This window comes from Adlercreutzia sp. ZJ242 (genome assembly GCF_011038995.1).
In the GTDB taxonomy this organism is placed as follows: domain Bacteria; phylum Actinomycetota; class Coriobacteriia; order Coriobacteriales; family Eggerthellaceae; genus CAAEEV01.
This window is the reverse complement of the sequence record NZ_JAAKEE010000011.1, coordinates 35,445-53,217: the sequence shown is the minus strand read 5'-3', so window position 1 is coordinate 53,217 and position 17,773 is coordinate 35,445. Positions and strand designations below refer to the sequence as shown.

The following is a 17,773-nucleotide window of genomic DNA, read 5'->3' as shown; positions in this document are numbered from 1 at the left end:
ACAATGCAGAGAAGCCCACCGCATATCGCGATGGGCTTCTCTGTCGTCAGGGCTCTCGGGCGAAAATCGCGCGCGACGCAGGCGAACGAGGCTAGGACTTGTCGGAGCCTTCGCCGGGGTTCTGGGGCGCGGGCTCGGCAGCGGGCTGCTCGGCAGGCTGCGGGATGATCGCGGGCGCGGGCTGCGGCTGTGCGACAGGCTGCGCGTAGGGCTGCGCAGCAGGCTGCGCGACGGGCTGCGGGACGCCGTAGGCTTGCTGGTAGCTCGTCGGCTGCGGCGCGGGCTGCGCGTAGGGCTGCGCAGGCTGGGGCTGGCCGTACTCGGGCGCGCCGTATCCCGGCGCCGGGTACCCGGTAGGCGCGCCGTACCCCGGCATGGCGCCTGGCGCGGCGTATCCCTGGGCGGCGCCGTATTCCGCCGGCGCGTTCTTGGCCTTGTTGGCGTAGATGGCGGCGATCACCATCAGCACGCACGTGATGAAGCGGCCGCTGAGCAGCGCCGCCACGGCGCCGGCGATGCCCCAGCCGAACACGCGCCCGAGCTTCTCGCGCACGTCCGCGCCGCGCAGGCCGATGATGCCGGCTGCCAGCGTCACCGCGGCGCACAGGATTCCCCAGACCAGCGTCACGGCGCCCATGATCAGGCCGAAGTTCGTCCAGCCCATGAGCTCTCTCTCGTCGAAGCGCTCGTCGAGGTACCCGTCATGGTAGGCGTCGTACCCGTGGGCGGGCATCGCGTGGTCAACGTGGCCGAGCGAGTAGCCGAAGATCTCGGAGCTGTGCTCGTTGACGAAGGCTCCGCCTGCGCCGAGCGCGAGCAAGCCTATCACGCAGCCGATGAGGCTGATGGCGGAGAAGACGATGACGGCGATGCTCAAGCCCTTGATGACTTTGGAGTGATTGGTCTGCATGCAGGTTCCTTTCGAGAAGGGGATATGAGCCAGTATACTAAAGCCGCCGCCGGGAAACGCCCGGCGGCTTGTCGATAACATAGGAAGAAACGCAGGCGCCATCTCGTGACGTCGGCATGGGGGCGGCAACGACCGCCAGCGCCCGCGCCTGGCGTTCATGAACCCGGAGCTCACCTTCACGCTGCCGGCGTTCCAGACGGCCGCGGGTCTCACCGACATGTTCTGCCACCTGCTCGAGCGCTTCTTCGACGACGTGGGCGCGGTGCCGGTGACGGACAACCTCAACCTCTCGCTCATGAGGACCGTGCGCGCTGAGGCGCCGCGCGTGCTCGCCGACCCCGAGAGCTACGACGCGCGTGCCAACGTCATGTGGGCGGGCATGCTCTGCCACCAGGGCCTCGCCGGCGTCGGCCGCCACGAGGACTGGGCCACCCACGCGCTTGAGCACGAGCTGTCGGCCTTCGACACCTCCATCACGCACGGCGCGGGCCTCGCGGTGATGTTCCCCGCGTGGATGGAGTACGTCTACGACGCGAACCCCGCGCGCTTCGCCTTCTACGGGCGCGAGGTGTTCGGCCTGTCCCCGACGGGGGACGCAGAGGCTGACGCGCTGTCGGCCATCGACGAGACGCGCGCGTTCTTCGCGTCGCTCGGCATGCCCACCACGCTTGAGGAGCTCGGCATCGGCGAGGAGGAACTCGACGGCGCGCTCGAGAAGATGCTCCCCACGTTGCGCGCCAACAAGGGCGAGGTCTTCGGCAGCTTCAAGAAGCTCACCGCCGACGACGCCCGCGCCATCTATCGCCTCGCGCTCTAGCGAATACGCATGCAAGGATCGCGGAGATGACGGCAATGAACATGGTGAAGGGGATAACCTTGTAGAGGCTCGAAGCATGAGCACGCTCGACACGATGCCCAAGTCATCCTAATGCCAGATATTTGAGAAAACGTTGCGCCAATTGGAGAGCCACTCGCCGATTGGCGCAACGCGACTATTTCTAAGCAGGAAACCTGGAGATAGGCAATAGGATCTCATAGGGGAGTAATGCTCCTCGATGGCGGGTCTCGGGTCTCTGCGAAAGGAGGTTTGCAATGGAGAGCACAGTTAAACTGAAGAAGGTGTTCTCGTTCGCCCTGTGCGGACTTTTTGCAGTCGCAATGGCGATGAGCGCAGCTGGTGCCGCTTTTGCTGGCAACTGGCAGGACAAGTACTACGCTGTCAGTTCGAGCGGGCATGGTTACACGTGGACACCTTCCGAGTACAAAGAGGACTACACTTCATCATGGAACAACTGTCGTGGTGCCAGCGGAAATCACAATGCACAGATCGGCGCCCAGGCTACCAATGGTGGAACGGTTAACTTCGTGAGCCCGAAGTACGCTTGGTGGATCAACAAGGCTGATTATATGCTGAACAACGTTAAGGAGAGAGGATACTCGTGGGCCACGCTGTGGATCGACGGTCCTGCTTACGTGTATGCCAACGGCTTCTGGAGCCCTGACAGCATCTAGCCTCTCTGGTTGTAGCCTTTAGTCCGGGGATGGCGGTAGGTTTGAAAAAACGTCGCCGATCCTCTGCATAGGGCAACCGTGGAATTTATTGATAGGAATACGGAGACCTAAGGCCCGCATCTACAAAAAGGCGCGCAACCTTCGAGAGGCCAGCGCGCTTGCCATGCTGATGATGAGAAAAGATGTGGGGGACATGCCAAGAACATTTTTAAGGAAGGCAGTGATCGCGCTTGTTCTCGGGATCGCGTCGCTCGCCCTCGGAGCCTGTGCTTCTCCTTCAAGTCAAGATTCGGAAGAGCCTTTCGCTCCCAAGGCGTCTACGCTCGACAGCGCGGGGCTGTACGGCCCCGGGGAGACTATTGAGGCGGGGGGAATTATTGCCGGAGGCAAGGATCAGCCGAAGGGCGAGGAGGTGTCTGTCGGCTATCCATCGATCATGAGGATGACGTCGCCTCCCGAAGGAGTGAGCGTTTCTGACTTCAAAGGCGGTGCGTTTGACGAGTCGTCTTCGGAAGCTATGGAAGAACAGCTCGGTTTCGCGCCCGGGCCCGAAGGCTCGCTGCCATCGGGGTATTCATACGTCGTCGTGGAGTTGGCGGTGTCGAACACAGGTAGCGCAACAGTTTCTTACGATGTGAGCCAAGGTCGGTTCATCGAAGTCGACGAAGCCGGCACGGTGTCCAATGTCGGGACGAACGACCCTCTCTGGCATGACGCATGGGAGGGAGGTAATTTGAAACTGTACTGGATCGTTGACATCGAGGCTGGTGCGACGATCGAGATAAAGCTCCTCTACGTCCTGCCAGATGACGCGATCGATGACGAGAGGCTCGCATACTTGGTTGATCCGGGGGGCGCGAACGGCGAGGAGGGCTTCGTCGGCCTCAAGGCGTTCGATGTTGCTGGGCAGATTCGAGAGTAGGGAGAGCGTCATGAAGCTGGAAGTCAGAGGACTCGTCAAGGTCATTAGGGGGACAACCGTCCTCGACGACATCAACCTCTCCCTCGAGGGAGGACGCGTATACGGTTTGCGCGGGAAGAACGGATCAGGCAAGACCATGCTCATGCGGGCAATGGCAGGACTCATTTTTCCCACGGCGGGAGAGATTGCTATCGATGGGAGAATCCTTGGCCGGGGCGAGTTTCCCCCGAGCGTGGGTATCATGATAGAGAACCCCGCGTTTGTGGGGAAGTACACGGGCTTCCGCAACTTGAAGTACCTCGCGGGCATACGCGACGAGGTGGGCGACGAGGAAATTGAGCTGGTTCTTGAGGAAGTGGGGCTCGATCCGCGGGACAAACGCGCTTTCAGGAAATACAGCCTGGGCATGAAGCAGCGTCTCGGCATTGCGTGTGCCGTCATGGAGAACCCTGACTTGCTGTTGCTCGACGAGCCCATCAACGCGCTCGACCCCGCTGGCGTCGAGATGGTGCAGCGAATCGTTGCTCGGCAGAAGGAACGCGGCGCCTTGGTTGTGGTCGCCTGCCATGACGCCGAGGAGCTCGATGGCCTTTCTGACGAGATATACCTAATGGCAGAGGGGCGGATTGTCGGTCATGAGGACTGTGGGGGCGATGCCGTATGAGGAGGGCGATTCCGATTATGGCGGTGGCTGCCTGTGTCACCATTGCCGTTCTGTGCGGCTTCAGGATCGAGCAGGTGAACTCAGCTTATCCCCAGCGGCATAGCTATGTTTACTCGGCTGGGAGCGAGGCGGTCTATGCCGGCCAGAACTCGTCAGGTGAGGAAGTCGCTCGGGGCTCGATCACGGTGAGGGCGCTGAGCTTCCGGTCAGTGGGGTACGGGCGCATCAGGGAGATGGTCCCGGGTTATACGGACTCGTCGATAGAGGAGGGAACCGCTTCAGACATGAGAGCGCTTTTGATCGACTTGGAGATTGCCAACACTTCTAACGACGTGGAAAGGGCGCACGTGCGTGACTACCACGTTGAGTCCAGCGCGTGGATGAATGGGTTGTATGCGCCTTTGTACATGAGCATCAACGATGATCCTTCTACGATAGTCGAGCTGGAGCCCGGTGAGAAGGTCGAAAGGACCCTTGTCTATCTGATTTACGACACGCAGATGAACAGCCGGGGTGATTGGGAGAGAGTTGAGCAGCGAAGCTACTCTCTCGAGCTGGCCTTGTATCCCGACAAGTACTCAATTGATCTGGGAGCGCCGGACGTTGACAGCGGAGAAGGAGATTCGGCATGGTCTCGGTAGAGCTGAGGAGGGCGTTTGCAAACAGCCTGTTCGTCATGGCTCTCGCCATGGGCTTCGCCCTTGCCATCGCGCAGCTTGTCACGGTCGTCGTGCCGTACGGCTTGGGCGAGGAATGGGCGTTCTGGCGTGTAGGATCCAAAGGAGCCTATCCAAACTCCGTCTTCGGTTCGTGGATGGGCGCTACGCCTTTTTCCATCTGGTCCGTGCTGTACTTCTTCGTGCTGCCCCTCATCGTCTGCCTGCCTTATGCCGACAGCTTTTACACCGACGTGAAAAGCGGCTATGCTGCGAACGTTGTGACCAGGGGAGGATCAGGTCGGTACTTCCTGTCGAAGACGCTCGCCGTGTTTCTGACGGCAGGGGCGGTGGGCGTTGTACCCCAGCTCGTCAATCTGCTCGGCACGGCGCTTCTCGTGCCGATACTGCAGCCTGAGCCCACTGCCGGAACGTTTTTTGTCTCGCCGAGCGCGATGCTGGGGGACCTCTTCTATGTATCTCCTTGGCTCTACGTTGCGTTTTTCATGCTGCTCTGCTTTGCTGTGTGCGGCCTTGTAGCGTGCTCGTGTCTCGTGTTTTCACATCTGGTGTCCAACCGGTTTATGGTGCTCGTAGCGCCTTTTCTGGTGTGTGCCATCTCCTTCTTCGCATTAGGCGACACGGCAGGGTATTCTCCGATAAACCTCTTGAACCCAGCGCAGCCTTACGCCGTCGAGCTCCCTGTCGTGCTGATCGTAGTCGGGATGCTCGCGCTTCTTGAGGTAGCGTCCCTGGTGTGGTGGTGCCGCTGTTATGAGGCGCTGTGAGGAGGGTGCGTGCGGGGTGCGTAGGCCCAGGTCTTGGGGTGTTCGCTCACCTTTGTCGCTATGACCTCTCCGTGGGGTTCTTTTCTAACCGGGGAAAACTAATCATGGCCTTTGCCTGCGTCGTCTCTCTCGCGGCGATGTTCTTTGCGGCTCTCGAAGCTGTATCGGGGTACGCAGGGGCGACCGACTCTGACGGGCTTCCTGGCGGGTTTGGCTTCGTCGACGTGCTCGCGTATTTCTTCGCGGGATCAGACTACTACCACATTGATGACAAGGTTCCATTTGTGCTGCCTATCAGATGGTTGATCCAGCAAGTGCTCATCGCCGTCCTCGTCGGCCATTACACCGTGCGAGATTTCGGCGGGCAGGCTTTCCAGGTGTTCATGAGGGTTGGTGGTAGGCGTTCGTGGTGGCTGTCGAAGTGTCTGTGGGTTGTTGCGACGGTGATCGTCTTTTACGTTGTAGAATCGGTTGTTGCTCTGCTTGCGGCCGCCTTTGGAGGGTTTGGGGCCATGGGCGATGTCGAGTCGATCATGGTACTCGGCTTCCCCTTACCAGCTCTGGATGCGGGCCAGATCGTCCTGCTTCTGCTGCTGCCCATAGCCCTATCGCTTGCCCTATCGCTTGCGCAGGTTGCCCTCTCTCTCGCCGTTGGACCCTTCATGGCATTCGCTTTCGTGATCGTGTTCGTTGCGGCTTCGGCTTACTTCGGTTCGCCGTTGCTCATAGGGGACTGCTCGATGATGGCGCGCAGCTCCTTCGTACAGCAGGGAGGCGTGGAGGCGGTCGTGGCCCTTTCAGAGTGCGTGATCGTCGGAGTGACTTCCGTGATTTTGGGAGGGATGGTGCTTGGACGCAAGGACATGATCGATGGGCAGGATCGGGCTCTGTGAGAGGAGGAGCTATGATCGGGAAACTCGGATCTTGTGTCAAGACAGCTGCTCCCGCGTTTAGGGCCGCTCCTGTCGTCATGGCATGCTGCATCTTCGTGGTGGTGTCCGCGGCCTTCGTCTCCTGCGCGGAACAGACGACCTATCTCTTGGCGAACGGACTCAGGCCCGGCTACCTTGACAGCCTTGTCTGGCTTTTCTCGTCGCACAGGGGCATCCCCTTGCTGTGGTGTGTCGCACCGGCTGCGCTCATGGTATGGCTGACGGTCGCCAGTTCCAACCGCCAAGGGGTAAGTTGGGCTGTTCGCCATGGGAGCGCGCGTGAGCTGTGGGTCGAGGATGTTGCGGACGCAGTCGTAGGGGCGCTTGTCTTCGCTGTGGCGACGGTGCTGTCGGCGTGCGCGGCAGCTGCAGTATTCTCGGGAGATTCGGCGGCAGACTTTGGCCCCCACGGGGTCTTTGCTGCGGTGACCGGGCAGGTGCCGGTGGAGCCCTTGGATACCGCTGCCGTTATCGCCGAGGCTACTGCGCTGTCGATTCTCGTTCTCGCCGTGTTCGGAACTGCGTTCCAGTTCGGAAGGCTGCTGCTGGGCGGTCCCGCCGTGCCGTTCGCCGTCTTGGTTTTGCTAGGTCTTCCGGCTGTTCATGGCCCTCAAGCGTTCTTCATAGAGGTAGCGCGACTGCTGAGCTTGGACGTCGATCCGAATGGCGTCACGAACCCCCTTTCACTTCCCTTCTACGTGAGCTCGGTGTTCTACGGCTCATGGCTGCCGGGTGCTGGCCATGGCCTTTGGCTGCAGGCCGCGCTCTTCGCAGCCCTTTTTGTCATGGGCGTTCTAGTCGCGTCGCGCAAAGATCTCCTGCGCTCGTGACGGTCCCGCAGCCTAGCGCACTTTCTCCACGAGATTAAACAGCGAAGGCTCCCCTGACAGGGAGGCCCACGCCTCGGCGTCGGTCGAGTCTGGCAGTTGCGACAGACAGGCGCGGTACATGTCCTCGAAGCCCTCGGCGGGATCGAACCCGTAGGATTTTGCCTGTGACGTGCCGTCGGAGAATGTTGCGGTGGCGATGACGGTGACGCCTGCGAGCCGCTTGGCATCGCAGGAGGCGAGTAGTGTCTCCATCCCGTCCGCGTCATCGGTTTCGTAGAGGCTATCGAATTTGCTTCTCTCCTCGTCGTCGAGCACGTAGTCCAGCCTGATCTCCCTCACGACTGGTTCGCCGTCGTTGAACGGAATCGCGAACGACTTCGACGACTCCTCTGCGAGGGATCCCTCGCTCCCTTGACCGCTCTTCCAACTTCCATAGGAGACCCCCTCGCCCTCTATCGAGTACTCCACTGCGTCCACGTTTCTGCCGATGACGGTCATGTCGAAGACATAACACCTGCTGACGGCAACCACGTCCCGACTCACCGTGTCAGTTGTCGCATCGTACAGGTATCCCGCGCTGGTGCGCGAAGGGTAGAACTTCTCAAGTCCGATCCCCGCCGAATCGTCTCCTGATCGCGACGGCTCTTCCGCATAGGCGACGAGTGAGAAGGAATTTCCGGAGAGGGCTGCTCCTATCCTATCGGGTATGCAAGCGCCGAATAGAAGTCCCACACCTGCGATGATGGCCAAGCATGCGACGAGAACCGTTCTCCATGCCGGTGAGGGGACGATTGCGCCGCCGCTGGGCTTTCGTGGGGGGATGCGCCTTCGCCTCGGAGCGTTCATTCTCCTAGCAGACGGGGAATCATTCTTTGCTTCGGGCCTGTTCGGCAGTCCGAGAGCCTGTCTCGTCCTGCGCTTCAGCTCATCGCTTGCCCTCACGTTCTCCTCGATGCGTGCGTAGGCCCGTCTGAACTCGCCTTCATTCATCGCCTGCTCCTTCCAGCGATATTCGGAGCGCCTTTCGCGCCCTGTGGAGATGCGACCTCACGGTCGCTGGCTTCTCGCCGATGATCGAGGCTATCTCCTCTGTCGAATAGTTCTCGTAGTAGTAGAGGTGTATGATGGTTCTCCTGATCGGCGGCACAAGCGCATCGATTGCGCTCTCAAGGGGCGTCTTCGACAGGTGTGGATCCTCGTCTCTTGTGATTGCGCTCTCCTCGTCGAGGATCGCGGTTGGCCTTCGTTTACGGAGCACATCATAGCAGCAGTTGACGGTGACCCTTATGAGCCAGGCCTTCAAGTGCTCGTCGCTTTCTATGCGAACCTTCGACCTCAAGAGCCTCATGAACACGGTTTGGAATACGTCCTCGGCATCGGCTGTGTTTCCCGTGAGGCGTTGGGCGACCCTCATGACGGTGTCGCCCCAGGCGTCGATGGCCTCGTTGACGTCAACGTCATAGGCGCTCTTTCTGTTGAACAAGCTCAATCAACGCTCCTTTGAAGCGAATACGTGCCATGAGTCGAATTTGCTGTGACGAGCGAAGGAGGGCGTCATGGTGGGGTGACAACGCGGCATGTCCGCATTTGCGAAGGACTCAAATGCGGACGTAGCGATCATGCCCTTAAGGCCAAGAGGAGGGCCTCACGCCGATGTCAGCATGCTCACGTGCGATCGACCAGATGGAGGTTGTAGATGTTGTCCGGCTCCGGGTATCGCTTTCCAGGCTCCAGCTGTTCGCAGCCAAATGCCTTCTCCAGAACTCTCTCGGCAAGGCCCTCGGGAACCTTCGTTGACTCCATCATCCTAATGTAGTCTTCGAGCCATTTGCTCATGATGCGCTCCTTCCCACTCGCGTGTCTAGAAGGAATACGTATGAAGGCTCGATTATGTTGCACCGATGCCAAAAAAAACGCAATTTGCCCACCCGCTGCTCCGAAATCCGCGGAGGCCATAAGGTGCTTCATTCGCGCTACGCGGGATAGCACCAGCGGTTGTGCACCTTTTGGCTGTCTTTCTGCATCGATCGGCGTTGAGTTCTCGAGAATGAAGGAGACGACTCTCTTTCTGAGGCAAGGAGTTGGCTTTGCTCGCTACATCATCTTGTCGTAGAGACGAGGCAAGATGCGGAGACTGTGAGAGAATGGAGCAAATGGCCTGGTGTTTGGCACTAAAGATGGCAATCAACCTTTGAGAAAACGGGTTGTCAAAACTAGTTTCCAAATCTTGCCAAAACTGGTAGCAAGAATTTGCCAAAACTAGTATCATCGCAGATCAGTAGCATAATGCCAGCAGGACGAACCTATCGGAAGCAGGAGCAGCCATGCGCGAATACCTTCCCCGGGTTTACGACGGGATTCTCCGGCAGCGCGTCAAATCGAAAGGTGCCGTGCTGATTGAGGGACCGAAATGGTGCGGAAAGACGACGACGGCTGAGCAAATTGCTCGAAGCGTCGTGTATCTCCAAGATCCCCGAACGAAGACGCAGAACCTGCGCCTAGCCGAAATTGCGCCGCGGGAACTTCTGAAGGGAGAAGTTCCTCGACTCATCGACGAATGGCAGCTCGCCCCTCAGCTCTGGGATGCGGTGCGCTTTGAGGTTGATCAGCGAGACGACTTCGGCCAATTCATCCTGACGGGCTCTGCGGTTCCAGCCGACACGAGCTCAATAAGTCATACGGGAACGGGGCGAATCGCCCGCTTGAAAATGCGGCCGATGAGTCTCGTCGAATCCCGTGATTCGACGGGCGCCGTCTCGCTGGAAAAGCTCTTCGGGGGAGAACGGGTTCCCATTGTGCGCGTCGAATCCTCGCTTGAGCACATGGCATTCCTTCTCTGTCGCGGCGGATGGCCCAAAGCCGCCGGTCTCAATGCAGAGACGGCGCTCCTGCAGGCTCCGGACTACCTGGACGGAGTGGTGAACTCCGACATCTCCCGCGTGGACAAGAAAGAGCGCGACCCGCGCATCGCTCGCGCCCTGCTGCGATCCTACGCGCGGATGTCAGCGTCCCAGGGGAAAGTGACCGAGATGCTGGCGGACGTCAATGCGCAGGGTGTCGCGGCGAGCGAGAGCACGATCCGCGACTACGTCAAGGCGCTCGGCCAGATATTCGTCATCGAGGACTTGCTTGCGTGGAATCCCAACCTGCGGTCGAGAACAGCGATTCGCACCGCTCCTACGAGGCACTTCGTCGATCCGTCCATCGCGGCCGCCGCGCTCTCCGTTGGGCCGGGAGACTTGATGGCTGACCTCAACACGTTCGGACTTCTGTTCGAGAGCATGTGCGTTCGGGATCTTCGTGCGTACGCAGACGTTCTCGGCGGTGACGTCTACCACTATCGGGATCGCTCGGGGCTTGAGGCTGATGCAGTCGTTCATCTGAGAGACGGCCGCTACGGTCTTGTGGAGGTCAAGTTGGGAGGAGACACGCTCGTCAACGAGGGCGCGAAGAGTCTGCTTGCCCTCCAGAAGAAGATAGACGTCGGCAAAGTCGGGTCGCCCTCGTTCCTTATGATTCTCACGGCGACGGGCGACTACAGCTACTACCGAGAAGACGGGGTGTATGTGGTGCCTCTCAATGCGCTCGCTCCCTGATCTGCTACGTCCGGGAGGTGCTCTGCTTGGGATGTCGCACCCCTTTCCTTCATGTTATAGTCAGAGAATAATCTGGCTATTCCATTGACAAGGAGCGGCTATGGAGGCGATCTTTCCCATCACGGCTCTCACCAAGCAGCAGGCCAAGGTCAAGAAGGCGGCGAGCGAGGACATCGTCCGCATAACGGAGAACGGGGCGGCCGCATGGATCTTCGCCTCCGAGGAGGCGTTTGAGCGCAGGGTGGAAAGCGCTGTCGAAGAGGCGCTCTGCGAGGCGTCGGTCGCCTCGGTGGTCGCCCGAGGGACGCGCGACTACGAAGAGGGGCGCTACGTCGTGGGGACTGACGCCGCGCGCGCGAAGCTGGATGCCATGCGGGTTTGCGACGCTAGTCGTTGCCGCCTACGATGCCGTTGACTATCCCCGACACGATGGAGATCACGATGGCGGCCACGAACCCGCTGCCGAAGGTGGCGATCTCGAAGCCAACGTTGAACAGGCCGTTCGCCAGCCAGGCGGAGAGATAGAGCACGGCGGTGTTCACCACGAGGTAGAACAGCCCCAAGGTGAGCACCGTCACGGGCAGCGAGAGCACCTGCAGGATGGGCTTCAGCGACATGTTGATGAGCGCGAGCACGAGCGCCAGAAGCGCGATGCTCGCCCACGAGTCGCCGCCCAGCACGTCGATGCCGGGCACGAGCCACACGGCGGCGGCCACGGCGACGGCGGTTACGATCCAGCGGAGGATGAAGTTCATGGAGCTTCCTTTCGCGAAGGGGTTTGGTCCACTATAGCAAAGTGATGTGAAAGCTCCTTGCGCGAAGCAGCGCGGTAACCGATGTGACAAAATGGTAAGCATGGAAAAGAAGAACGCATCACAACGCAACAGCAAGCGCCCCGCGGCGAGCACGAAGGGCAAACACTCCCAGGCCAAGGCGCCGGGTGGCAAGCCTGCGAAGGGCAAGGCGCCGAAGGGGGGCGCGGGCAAGCCCAGCGCGAAGGCCGCGAAGCACGCGGGCGCGAAGGCGCCGAAGGCGGGACCTGAGAAAGCCAAGGCGCCGGGCTGCAAGCTCTGCGCGGTGTTCGGGCGCTGCGGCGGCTGCAGCCTGCTCGACATGCCCTACCGCGCGCAGCTTATCGAGAAGCAGCAGCTCGTGATCGACCTGTTCGCGCCGCTCGCCGACCTCACGGCGCTGCGCCCCATCCTCGGCATGGACGACCCCTTCCACTACCGCAACAAGGTGGTGTCACCCTACGCGCCGGGCCGCAAGGCCGCCGCGCAGCCGCGCCGCGGCAAGGCGGCCGCGCGCCCGCAGGCACGCCGCGAGATCCTCACCGGCATGTACGCCAAGGGCACCCACCAGCTCATCCCCACCGACACCTGCGCGCTCGAGAACGAGACGGCCAAGGCGATCACGCTCGCGGTCCGCGACCTCATGCGCCGCTGGGACATCGCGCCCTACGACGAGGACACGGGAGAGGGCTTCATGCGCCACTGCGTGGTGCGCGTGGGACACTCGAGCGGCGAGGTGCTCGTGACGCTCGTGACCAACGACGACGAGTTCCCCTCGTCGAAGTCGTTCTGCCGCGAGCTCGTGCGCCGCGCGCCGGCTATCACCACCGTGGTGCAGAACGTGAACACGCGCCAGACCAACGTGATCCTCGGCGAGAAGGAGCGGGTGCTCTTCGGCCCCGGGTTCATCCTCGACGAGCTGTGCGGCCTGAGCTTCCGCATCTCGTCGCACTCGTTCTACCAGGTGAACGTCGCGCAGACCGAGGTGCTCTACCGCGAGGCCGTGGCGCTGGCCGACCTGCGCGGCAGCGAGACGGTGATCGACGCCTACTGCGGCACGGGCACCATCGGGCTCGTGGCGGCGCGCGCCGGCGCCGGGCGCGTGATCGGCGTGGACAACGTGGAGTCGGCCATCCGCGACGCGCAGCAGAACGCACGGCACAACCGCATCGACAACGCCGAGTTCATGGCGCTCGACGCGAGCGCGTTCATGGCCGCGCTCGCCGTGAAGCGCGCAGGGGACGAGCGCGAAGGCGGCGCGGCCCTGGCGGACAGGTCCAACGCGGTCCCGGCGGACGCTTCCGCAACGCTGGCGGGCGCTCCCGCCGACGACCTCGTCCTCATGATGGACCCGCCGCGCGCGGGCTCCACCGAGCGCTTCCTGGACGCGGCCGTGCGCCTGGCGCCCTCGCGCATCGTGTACATCTCGTGCAACCCCGTCTCGCAGGCGCGTGACGTGGCGTACCTCGTAGAGCGCGGCTACCGCGTGGAGGTGGTGCGGCCGGTCGACATGTTCCCGCACACCGACCACGTGGAGTGCATCTGCAAGCTGGTGCGCGCGTGAGGCGTCCTGCCCGGGGGTTCTGCGGTTTCTGCGGTTGAAAGTGAGAATTGATCATGGGTGAAGGAAAAGCAAGCGAAACCATCGCGGCGCGCGTGATCGAGCAGGCGCGGCGCACCATGGCCGACCACGCGCTGGCCGGCCCCGACACGGCGGCCCTGCTCATGGTGTCGGGCGGGTCGGACTCCACGGCGCTCGCCTACGTCGCGTCCGAGCTGCGCGCGCAGGGCGCCCTCGGCGCGCTCGCCATGCTGCACGTGAACCACAAGCTGCGCGGAGAGGACGCTGACGACGACGCGCGCTTCGTGGCCGAGCTCGCCCACGCGCTCGACATCCCGCTGTTCCAGTGCGAGATCGACATAGCCGCCGAGGCTGCGCGCACGCACGAGAACGTGGAGGCCGTGGCGCGCCGCGAGCGCTACCTGGCCGCGAACGAGGCGCTGCGCTCGATGTGCCAGCACGAGGCGTATCCGCTGGCTGACGGGCGCATCTTCACGGCGCATACCGCCGACGACCGCATCGAGAGCTTCTACATGCGCTCCATCGTGGGCACGGGCCCCGGGGGCTTCCGCTCCATGCGCTACCGAAACGGCCCGGTGGTGCGCCCCATGCTCGACCTCACGCGCGACGAGCTGCGCTCCTACCTGCACGAACGCGAGCGCGCAGGGCAGCGCGCGGTGTGCGACGCGGCCGGCGAGCTCTGGCGCGAGGACGCCACCAACGCCCACACCGACCGCTTCCGCGCCTTCGTGCGCCACAACATCGTCGCGCGCGCGAAGGAGTGGGACGAGCACATGCCCGCCACGCTCATGCGGTCGATGAACCTCATCGCCGACGAGGACGACATGCTTGAGGAGATGGCCGCGCGCCTGGTCGAGGAGCAGGTGGCGTGGGCGGCCCAGGACGAGACGTGGGGGATCGACCTCACGGAGGGCTTCGTGCTGCAGCCCGGCTTCGGCGCCTCCCCGCGCCCGCTGCAGCGTCGCGCCGTCCGCCAGCTGCTGCTGCGCATGCTGGGGGCCGAGGCGCGCGTCGAGGCCGCGTCGGTGGAGGCGGTGCTCGACGGCTTCGACGCGCAGACGGGCGCGCCGGCCGGTGGGTACGTGGCCAACATCCAGAGCGACCTGGCGGTGAGCGCCAACAAGCAGGGCGTGCGCGTGGAGCCCATGGCGTACTTCCGCGCGCGCCGGAAGAAGAGGGACGCGAAGGCTGAGGGGGACGCGAAGGCGCAGAAAGACGCGAAGGCGCCTTCGGGCAGCAGCCAGAGCAACTAGACGAGCGATCGTGAGGAAAGACATGCAGGACAGCCAGACAACCGACCAGATGACCGACCAGCCGAGCGAGCAGGCGGCCAGCCAAGCAGCCAGCCAGGCAGCCGATCAGGCAACCGGCCAGGCCTCCGACCAGGCAGCCAGCCAGGCGAAGGGCGCCTCCGCCGCCGAAGCCGCCCCCGCGTTCGAGGTGATCCTCGCGAGCGGCAGCCCGCGGCGGCGCGAGCTGCTCGAGCAGGCGGGCGTTGCGTTCACGGTGCGCACGCCGGTGACGCCGGTGGACGAGTCGCTCGAGCCCGACCTGGCCGCGCAGCCCGAGGAGGCGTGCAAGAAGCTCGCCGAGCGCAAGGCCGGCGCCGTCATCCAGGAGGTGCTCGCGGAGGACTACACGGGCATGCTCATCGTGCTCGGCGCCGACACCATGGTGGTGAAGGACGGGCAGATCTTCGGCAAGCCGCGCTCGCTCTCCGACGGCAAGCACATGCTGCGCGCGCTGTCAGGCGCCACCCACGAGGTGATCACGGCGGTGTCGGTGTGGATGGTGGCGGCGCCCGAGGCCGAGAAGGTGTCGCTCGGGTTCCGCACGTTCGCCGACGTGAGCCGCGTGACCTTCCGCGACCTGACCGACGAGGAGATCGCCGACTACCTGCGCTGCGGCGAGTCGTTCGACAAGGCGGGCGCCTACGCCATCCAGGGCGAGGGCGCGTCGCTCGTGGACCGCTACGAGGGCTCGCTCGACACCATCATCGGCCTGCCCGCCGCCCGCCTCGTGCGCGAGTTCCCCGACCTGCTCGCCGCGCGCTAGCCGGCGGCCACCTCTCCTCCGGCCGTTCGCAAGCTACCCGGCGGCCGCGCGCTCGCCGGCGGCCGGCCGTTCGCCTGCCGCCCCTCCTCCGCCACCTGCGGGGGAGGGGCCGCACGTTCGGCTTCCTCCCCCTCCCGCATTCAGGTGCCCCCGGCGCATGGCGCTTGCCTGCATATTGAAGTTTGAGCAGGGTGCAACTCGCCCTCTCAACGTGCCCTTTTCGTGGTATGATCATGGGTAACGCAATAAAATGGGGAGAAGACCACCAAGCGGGGCGATGCGCGCTTGCAGCGTGCGCAGCGCGTGCGGCGTCGCCGTGGGATCCGGCCGAGCGAAAGGAACTGCCAGGTGCGCGCTGGTTCGCAATCGAATCGTCAACGGGGAGGGGGCCCCGCATGCTGAACGTTGCTCCCCAGAACAAGAAGAAGACCGTGCTCGTGGTCGACGACTCGATGTTCAACCGCGAGCTGCTCGTCGACATGATGGGCGACGAGTTCAACGTCATCGAGGCCGAGAACGGCAAGCAGGCCATCGCCGCCATCAGCAACCTGGGGCTGGGGATCTCGCTCGTGCTGCTCGACTACGTGATGCCCGAGATGGACGGCTTCGCGGTGCTGTCGGTCATGCAGAAGCGCGGCTGGATCAAGGACATCCCCGTGGTCATGGTGTCCACCGAGAACGACCCGGCCTACATCGAGCGCGCCTACGAGCTCGGCGTCACCGACTTTCTGGCCCGCCCCTTCGACATGAACATCGTGCGCCATCGCGTGCGCAACACCATCATGCTCTACACCAAGCAGCGCATGCTGGCCGGCATGGTGGCTGACGAGATCAACGAGCGCGAGCGCGACGTCAACCTCATGGTGTCCATCCTGAGCCACATCGTCGAGTTCCGCAACGGCGAGAGCGGCATGCACGTGCTGCGCGTGCGCATCCTCACCGAGATCCTGCTCGCCCACGTCGTGGCCAAGACCGACGCCTACCGGCTGTCCCCGGACGACATCTCGATGATCTCGATGGCCTCGAGCCTGCACGACATCGGCAAGATCGCCATCGCGGAGGAGATCCTCAACAAGCCGGGCCGCCTGACGAAGGAAGAGTTCGAGATCATGAAGACGCACGCGGCCGTGGGCGCCGAGATGCTCGACGACCTTCCCGCCGGCAAGGACGAGAAGCTCGTGAGGGCGGCCTACGAGATCTGCCGCTGGCACCACGAGCGCTATGACGGCCGCGGCTACCCCGACGGCCTGAAAGGCGACGACATCCCGCTGTCCGCCCAGGTGGTCGCGCTGGCCGACGTGTACGACGCGCTCACGAGCGCGCGCGTGTACAAGCCCGCCTACTCCCACGAGAAGGCCGTCGCCATGATCACGGGAGGCGAGTGCGGCGTGTTCAACCCGCTGCTCATGGAGTGCTTCCGCGAGAACGCCGACGACATCCGCGACCAGCTGGAGAGCGTTTCGCGCGACGGGCAGGGCGGCTTCGGCTCGAGCTACACGGCGAGCACGCTGATCGGCATGCCCGAGGACACCATGACGAGCCACACCATAGACCTGCTCGACTACGAGCGCATGAAGTACAGCTTCTACGCCGAGATGTCCAACGAGGTGCAGTTCGAGTTCACGCGGGATCCCGCCATGATAGTGGTGTCCGACTACGGGCGCATCAACCTGGGGCTTCCCGAGGTCATACCCAACCCGTGCAAGGACGGGGCGCTCCTTGACATGATCGGGGAAGAGGGCATGGACGAGGTGCGCCGCCGCCTGACGGCCGCCGTGCCCGACGACCCCATCGTCCACTTCGAGCTGTGCGGCGTGGTGCACGGCGAGACGCGCTGGTTCTCCGTGGTGGCGCGCACGCTGTGGTCAGACGGCGAAGAGCCCGTGCTCACGGGCGCGATCGGCAAGCTCGTCGACGTGCACGACCAGCGCTCGCTCATGCTCGACCTGCAGTTCAAGGCGTGGCATGACTCGCTCACCGCGCTGGCGAACCACGCGTACGCGCGCAAGCTGGCCATCGAGCGCATGTCGGCGTACCCCGACAGCATGTTCGTCATGCTGATCGTCGACCTGGACCACTTCAAGGAGGCCAACGACACCTACGGGCACGAGTTCGGCGACCACGTGCTGCGCTACTTCGCCGACCGGCTGCGCGCGAGCGTGCGCGAGGGCGACTTGGTGGCGCGCATCGGCGGCGACGAGTTCCTCGTGTTCATGCGCTGTGACGTCGATACCGACCAGCGTCACCTTGCGGAGCGCATCCACCGGTTCATCCGCGGCGAGTACGAGGGCTTCCCGATCTCGTCGAGCATGGGCGTGTCCTGCTCGGTCGTCGTGGGCGATGACTACGACGAGATGTTCCGCTATGCCGACCGCGCGCTCTACCGCGTGAAGCGCTCGGGCGGCGGCGCGGTCGCGTTCTGCGTTGACGAGGCGGACTTCCCGCACGACCATTCGAGCCTGTCCCCCATTGACGAGCCCACCATCGAGAACCTCGAGAGGCGTGGGGGGGGGTCTACCCGATGAAGAGTAAGAA

The 17,773-nt window shown here is 63.1% G+C and carries 18 protein-coding genes and 1 pseudogene; 14 read left to right on the top strand and 5 right to left on the bottom strand.

The window, feature by feature from the left end:
• Nucleotides 1-91: 91 nt before the first annotated feature.
• The gene (locus G7Y49_RS12395) at nucleotides 92-910 is read right to left on the bottom strand and encodes a hypothetical protein (protein WP_165171354.1); all 819 of its coding nucleotides are present in this window, start codon (nucleotides 908-910) and stop codon (nucleotides 92-94) included.
• A gap of 136 nt (nucleotides 911-1,046) precedes the next feature.
• On the opposite strand from G7Y49_RS12395, the pseudogene G7Y49_RS04335 reads away from it, so the two are divergent.
• The 8 genes and pseudogenes from G7Y49_RS04335 to G7Y49_RS04300 form a co-directional block, all read left to right on the top strand.
• Nucleotides 1,047-1,727, top strand: a pseudogene (locus tag G7Y49_RS04335) (iron-containing alcohol dehydrogenase); the annotation flags it as partial.
• A 275-nt stretch (nucleotides 1,728-2,002) separates the two neighbouring features.
• Nucleotides 2,003-2,422, top strand: coding sequence for a hypothetical protein (locus G7Y49_RS04330; protein WP_165171355.1), 420 nt, complete (start codon nucleotides 2,003-2,005; stop codon nucleotides 2,420-2,422).
• Nucleotides 2,423-2,585: 163 nt separating this feature from the next.
• Nucleotides 2,586-3,344, top strand: a complete 759-nt coding sequence (locus G7Y49_RS04325) for a hypothetical protein (protein WP_165171356.1) — start codon at nucleotides 2,586-2,588, stop codon at nucleotides 3,342-3,344.
• Between the two features lie 10 nt (nucleotides 3,345-3,354).
• Nucleotides 3,355-4,008, top strand: coding sequence for an ABC transporter ATP-binding protein (locus tag G7Y49_RS04320; protein WP_165171357.1), 654 nt, complete (start codon nucleotides 3,355-3,357; stop codon nucleotides 4,006-4,008).
• Nucleotides 4,009-4,025: 17 nt separating this feature from the next.
• A complete protein-coding gene (locus G7Y49_RS04315) occupies nucleotides 4,026-4,649 on the top strand; it encodes a hypothetical protein (RefSeq protein WP_165171358.1) in 624 nt (207 codons plus the stop codon).
• The gene (locus G7Y49_RS04310) at nucleotides 4,637-5,452 is read left to right on the top strand and encodes a hypothetical protein (protein WP_165171360.1); all 816 of its coding nucleotides are present in this window, start codon (nucleotides 4,637-4,639) and stop codon (nucleotides 5,450-5,452) included. The genes G7Y49_RS04315 and G7Y49_RS04310 overlap by 13 nt, the downstream gene beginning before the upstream one ends.
• Before the next feature lie 104 nt (nucleotides 5,453-5,556).
• Nucleotides 5,557-6,345 carry a hypothetical protein gene (locus G7Y49_RS04305; RefSeq protein ID WP_165171362.1) on the top strand — a complete coding sequence of 263 codons (789 nt, stop codon included), beginning with the start codon at nucleotides 5,557-5,559 and terminating at the stop codon, nucleotides 6,343-6,345.
• A gap of 11 nt (nucleotides 6,346-6,356) precedes the next feature.
• A complete protein-coding gene (locus G7Y49_RS04300) occupies nucleotides 6,357-7,214 on the top strand; it encodes a hypothetical protein (RefSeq protein WP_165171364.1) in 858 nt (285 codons plus the stop codon).
• A gap of 12 nt (nucleotides 7,215-7,226) precedes the next feature.
• On the opposite strand, the gene G7Y49_RS04295 is transcribed toward G7Y49_RS04300, so the two are convergent.
• The 3 genes from G7Y49_RS04295 to G7Y49_RS04285 all read right to left on the bottom strand — a co-directional run bounded on the left by G7Y49_RS04295 (nucleotide 7,227) and on the right by G7Y49_RS04285 (nucleotide 9,050).
• Nucleotides 7,227-8,204: a hypothetical protein gene (locus tag G7Y49_RS04295; protein WP_165171366.1), complete on the bottom strand. Its 978-nt coding sequence runs from the start codon at nucleotides 8,202-8,204 to the stop codon at nucleotides 7,227-7,229.
• Nucleotides 8,197-8,703, bottom strand: coding sequence for an RNA polymerase sigma factor (locus tag G7Y49_RS04290; protein WP_241157260.1), 507 nt, complete (start codon nucleotides 8,701-8,703; stop codon nucleotides 8,197-8,199). Before G7Y49_RS04290 ends, G7Y49_RS04295 begins: the two co-directional genes overlap by 8 nt.
• Nucleotides 8,704-8,879: 176 nt before the next feature.
• Nucleotides 8,880-9,050: a hypothetical protein gene (locus G7Y49_RS04285; RefSeq protein WP_165171368.1), complete on the bottom strand. Its 171-nt coding sequence runs from the start codon at nucleotides 9,048-9,050 to the stop codon at nucleotides 8,880-8,882.
• A 488-nt stretch (nucleotides 9,051-9,538) separates the two neighbouring features.
• Between G7Y49_RS04285 and G7Y49_RS04280 the strand changes: the two genes are divergently transcribed.
• Nucleotides 9,539-10,810 carry an ATP-binding protein gene (locus tag G7Y49_RS04280; protein WP_165171370.1) on the top strand — a complete coding sequence of 424 codons (1,272 nt, stop codon included), beginning with the start codon at nucleotides 9,539-9,541 and terminating at the stop codon, nucleotides 10,808-10,810.
• 100 nt (nucleotides 10,811-10,910) lie between these two features.
• The gene (locus G7Y49_RS04275) at nucleotides 10,911-11,225 is read left to right on the top strand and encodes a hypothetical protein (RefSeq protein ID WP_165171372.1); all 315 of its coding nucleotides are present in this window, start codon (nucleotides 10,911-10,913) and stop codon (nucleotides 11,223-11,225) included.
• On the opposite strand, the gene G7Y49_RS04270 is transcribed toward G7Y49_RS04275, so the two are convergent.
• Nucleotides 11,197-11,565, bottom strand: a complete 369-nt coding sequence (locus G7Y49_RS04270; protein WP_165171374.1) for a phage holin family protein — start codon at nucleotides 11,563-11,565, stop codon at nucleotides 11,197-11,199. The genes G7Y49_RS04275 and G7Y49_RS04270 overlap by 29 nt on opposite strands.
• Nucleotides 11,566-11,665: 100 nt before the next feature.
• Here G7Y49_RS04270 and rlmD point away from each other — a divergent pair, with 100 nt between their 5' ends.
• From rlmD to G7Y49_RS04250, 4 genes are all read left to right on the top strand, one after another.
• On the top strand, nucleotides 11,666-13,165 hold the full coding sequence (gene rlmD / locus G7Y49_RS04265; protein ID WP_165171376.1) for a 23S rRNA (uracil(1939)-C(5))-methyltransferase RlmD: 1,500 nt from the start codon (nucleotides 11,666-11,668) through the stop codon (nucleotides 13,163-13,165).
• Between the two features lie 53 nt (nucleotides 13,166-13,218).
• On the top strand, nucleotides 13,219-14,436 hold the full coding sequence (tilS, locus tag G7Y49_RS04260; RefSeq protein ID WP_165171378.1) for a tRNA lysidine(34) synthetase TilS: 1,218 nt from the start codon (nucleotides 13,219-13,221) through the stop codon (nucleotides 14,434-14,436).
• 10 nt (nucleotides 14,437-14,446) lie between these two features.
• On the top strand, nucleotides 14,447-15,238 hold the full coding sequence (locus G7Y49_RS04255) for a nucleoside triphosphate pyrophosphatase (protein ID WP_241157264.1): 792 nt from the start codon (nucleotides 14,447-14,449) through the stop codon (nucleotides 15,236-15,238).
• Nucleotides 15,239-15,633: 395 nt separating this feature from the next.
• On the top strand, nucleotides 15,634-17,763 hold the full coding sequence (locus G7Y49_RS04250) for a diguanylate cyclase (protein WP_165171380.1): 2,130 nt from the start codon (nucleotides 15,634-15,636) through the stop codon (nucleotides 17,761-17,763).
• Nucleotides 17,764-17,773: the final 10 nt, after the last annotated feature.

Excerpts from the sequence above, each read along its gene's own strand:
- G7Y49_RS12395 (WP_165171354.1), bottom strand. The coding sequence starts at position 910 with ATGCAGACCAATCACTCCAAAGTCATCAAGGGCTTGAGCATCGCCGTC.
- G7Y49_RS04330 (WP_165171355.1), top strand. The coding sequence starts at position 2,003 with ATGGAGAGCACAGTTAAACTGAAGAAGGTGTTCTCGTTCGCCCTGTGC.
- G7Y49_RS04325 (WP_165171356.1), top strand. The coding sequence starts at position 2,586 with ATGCTGATGATGAGAAAAGATGTGGGGGACATGCCAAGAACATTTTTA.
- G7Y49_RS04320 (WP_165171357.1), top strand. The coding sequence starts at position 3,355 with ATGAAGCTGGAAGTCAGAGGACTCGTCAAGGTCATTAGGGGGACAACC.
- G7Y49_RS04315 (WP_165171358.1), top strand. The coding sequence starts at position 4,026 with ATGGCGGTGGCTGCCTGTGTCACCATTGCCGTTCTGTGCGGCTTCAGG.
- G7Y49_RS04310 (WP_165171360.1), top strand. The coding sequence starts at position 4,637 with ATGGTCTCGGTAGAGCTGAGGAGGGCGTTTGCAAACAGCCTGTTCGTC.
- G7Y49_RS04305 (WP_165171362.1), top strand. The coding sequence starts at position 5,557 with ATGGCCTTTGCCTGCGTCGTCTCTCTCGCGGCGATGTTCTTTGCGGCT.
- G7Y49_RS04300 (WP_165171364.1), top strand. The coding sequence starts at position 6,357 with ATGATCGGGAAACTCGGATCTTGTGTCAAGACAGCTGCTCCCGCGTTT.
- G7Y49_RS04295 (WP_165171366.1), bottom strand. The coding sequence starts at position 8,204 with ATGAATGAAGGCGAGTTCAGACGGGCCTACGCACGCATCGAGGAGAAC.
- G7Y49_RS04285 (WP_165171368.1), bottom strand. The coding sequence starts at position 9,050 with ATGAGCAAATGGCTCGAAGACTACATTAGGATGATGGAGTCAACGAAG.
- G7Y49_RS04280 (WP_165171370.1), top strand. The coding sequence starts at position 9,539 with ATGCGCGAATACCTTCCCCGGGTTTACGACGGGATTCTCCGGCAGCGC.
- G7Y49_RS04275 (WP_165171372.1), top strand. The coding sequence starts at position 10,911 with ATGGAGGCGATCTTTCCCATCACGGCTCTCACCAAGCAGCAGGCCAAG.
- G7Y49_RS04270 (WP_165171374.1), bottom strand. The coding sequence starts at position 11,565 with ATGAACTTCATCCTCCGCTGGATCGTAACCGCCGTCGCCGTGGCCGCC.
- rlmD (WP_165171376.1), top strand. The coding sequence starts at position 11,666 with ATGGAAAAGAAGAACGCATCACAACGCAACAGCAAGCGCCCCGCGGCG.
- tilS (WP_165171378.1), top strand. The coding sequence starts at position 13,219 with ATGGGTGAAGGAAAAGCAAGCGAAACCATCGCGGCGCGCGTGATCGAG.
- G7Y49_RS04250 (WP_165171380.1), top strand. The coding sequence starts at position 15,634 with ATGCTGAACGTTGCTCCCCAGAACAAGAAGAAGACCGTGCTCGTGGTC.